This window comes from Pseudomonas sp. P5_B2, from assembly GCF_056400445.1.
This window is the reverse complement of record NZ_JBFULH010000539.1, coordinates 1-2,804: the sequence shown is the minus strand read 5'-3', so window position 1 is coordinate 2,804 and position 2,804 is coordinate 1. Positions and strand designations below refer to the sequence as shown.

Here is a 2,804-nt window from a genome sequence, read left to right as displayed (position 1 = left end):
GAACGGGGGTGGCGGTGCGGGTTTCGTCCTGCTGGGACATAGTAAGGCTGGCCGGCCTCGAAACGTTTTTATGCAAAAAGCCGGATTTATGATCGTTTTTGAGCACGGAAACTCGTTTTTATGCGTTTAGGGTAAGTTTGAAAGCGTGATATCTCAGGACGGGGCTCAATCTGATGCGCCGGGAATGTTCGTTTTTATGCAAACAGATCAAAAAATAATCGTTTTTATGCAGCAAAACCTGATTTTGATCGTTACTCTCCATTTGTAGGCATTTTTGATTTGGCCGAGCTTTTCAAAGGAGTGTGACGTGAGCGAGTTTCCCGTAGACCCCATCGGTGCTGCCTGGCTAGCGACGACATTCGGCGTGCTGCCGATGGCACGGCTATCCGTGTTAAGTCAGGTCGGTAGCCGACGGTCAACTCAGGTCGAAGACGGGTTTCGTCTTGAGACCTATACGGAAAATATGCGGCCCGATCCGGACCTCTCATCCCATTTGCAATTTCACCTGCGGCATGAAGTCCCGAACCTTGAGTTCTTGACCCGGCTGTTTACCAAGGTGGGTCCTGCACCGGTACAAGACTGGTTAAATGTTGAGCCCACCGGCCAATATGCACGCAGGGCAGCGTTCCTGTTTGAGTGGCTCACAGGCGAGCTACTACAAGCGCCCGAACCTATTGGCGGTAAGTATGTCGACGCCATCAACGCCGATCTGATGGTGGCGGCGTCACCCGAAGAGTCAGTGAAAGTGCCGCGTTGGCGAGTGAATGACAACCTGCCAGGCACGAGTTACTTCTGCCCAATCGTCGTCAAGACCGCAGCAGTCAAATCAGCAGCGGACCTCGATGTGCCTCACCTCTTTGGTCAACTGACCGCAGAATTTGGCGAAGCCCTTCTGCTGCGCGCCGCCGCATGGATGACACTGCGGGAAAGCAAAGCCAGCTTCGCCATTGAAGGGGAGGCGGATCGTTCTACGCGTATCCAGCGTTTCGCAGATGTGTTGGCGCGACGAACCGGTCAGGGCGAACTGCCGCTCACCGATGCTGCACTGGCTGAGATGCAAGAAGAAATCCTTGGAGCAGTGACCACACTGACACGCCTGGGAATTCGGCAATCTCCGGTGTTTGTTGGCGAGACGGTTCGCTATCAGGAGATTGTCCATTATGTCGCTCCCCCGGAGAGTGATTTGGAGCAGATGTTAGAAGGTATTCGCGTCTTTCTGAATCGCACCCAAGGGCAATCCCCGGTCATGCGCAGCGCTGTGGTCGCGTTTGCTTTCGTCTATATCCATCCGCTGGCTGACGGCAACGGCCGGGTCCATCGCTTCCTGATCAACGATATTTTGCGTCGTGRTGGGGCCATTCCAGATCCGGTGATTCTTCCGATTTCAGCTGTTATCACCGACGACTCGGCTGAGCGACGCCTATATGACAGCGTGCTGGACCAGGTTTCAAAACCGCTCATGCGGGGCATACGAGACCAGGTAGCGTTCGCCAGTACTCGTACGCAATACCCTGACGGCGTAGTCTCGAACATTGAATTCACGGGGCAGGATCAGGCCCGTCCGGTGTGGCGGTATCCAAACCTGGGGCCACACGTAGTGTTCATCTCAAACGTCATTCGCCGCACGATCACCGAGCAGATGCGTGAAGAGTCGCGGTATTTACGCAGCCACATAAGGGCTAGACAGGCGATCAAGGAGATCGTTGAAATGCCGGATCAACAGGCTGATCGACTCTTGCGATCGATGGAGCAGAACGAAGGGAAGCTGAGCAACGTACTGGCAAAGGAAATGCCTGTGCTGACGAGGCCGGACATTTGGGACGCCATTACCGAAGCTGTGACTCAGTCGATGCGGAGGGAAGAGCCGATAGACAGTAGCGTGAGTGATCGATACCACCCGAATCAGCCTGTAGGCAGATGATGGACTTATGCAGAAAACCCCGATTGATTCGGGGCTTTTTCATGGTGCGCCCGGCAGGGCGCACTTACTTAGGGGTGAAAGTCCCCTGCACACCCGGCAAGGGGAAGTGCTAGCTAGAGGCAAAGGTTTCGCGGGTGACTGCGAGTCTGAAGGAAGCCCGAGGCAAAACGCTGGCCTGACGAACAGGAAGCGGATATGAGGCGGCATGGCGGGGTAAGCGGTCCATGATCTGCAAAGCCCGATACTTGCACAGAACGCCATGACGTAGATCCGACAGGCATAAGCGGGAAAGTGGGTGCGCAATACCCGGGGAGATCTGCACGGTTGYCCGTCAGGGCTACCGGCACCGCGAGGTGCGGGGATGACCGTGCAGAAGTCAGCAGAGGGCATAGTAGGTCGCGAGACTGAAGGCCTGAACGATTAATACCGAGAGTAGGACGACTGATCTCGACAATCCACGATGACGCAGAAGCTCCCAGTGTGGGAGGCCTGCCTGCCAGAGCCGGACGGAATCCGGAAGGAAGCCCGCAGAGTGCTGAGGGGGTTGCGGCGACAGCTGGGCGAACGAAATCGGAGGACTACCGGCTGATGGAGCAGGTGGTCGAACCCAGTAACATGCGACGAGCGTACAAGCGAGTTCTGAAGAACCGAGGTGCAGCGGGCGTTGATCGCCTGACGGTCGAGGAACTGAAAGACTGGCTGTTGGTGCACTGGTCAAGTGTGAAGATGGCACTATTGGAAGACCGGTACCTGCCTCGGGCAGTGCGCCGAGTGGACATCCCCAAGCCCAATGGCGGGGTTAGAACGCTCGGCGTGCCCACGGTGGTGGATCGACTCATCCAGCAGGCGCTCCATCAAGTACTGCAACCGATTTTCGAGCCGG

Annotated in this window: 1 protein-coding gene and 1 pseudogene; both read left to right on the top strand. The window is 56.2% G+C overall.

The window, feature by feature from the left end; all coding sequences use genetic code 11:
• Positions 1–307: 307 nt before the first annotated feature.
• Positions 308–1,921 (top strand): Fic family protein, encoded by a 1,614-nt coding sequence (locus AC1DRJ_RS23610; RefSeq protein ID WP_477804277.1) that lies wholly within the window; start codon positions 308–310, stop codon positions 1,919–1,921.
• A 588-nt stretch (positions 1,922–2,509) separates the two neighbouring features.
• Positions 2,510–2,804, top strand: a pseudogene (locus tag AC1DRJ_RS23605) (group II intron reverse transcriptase/maturase); the annotation flags it as partial.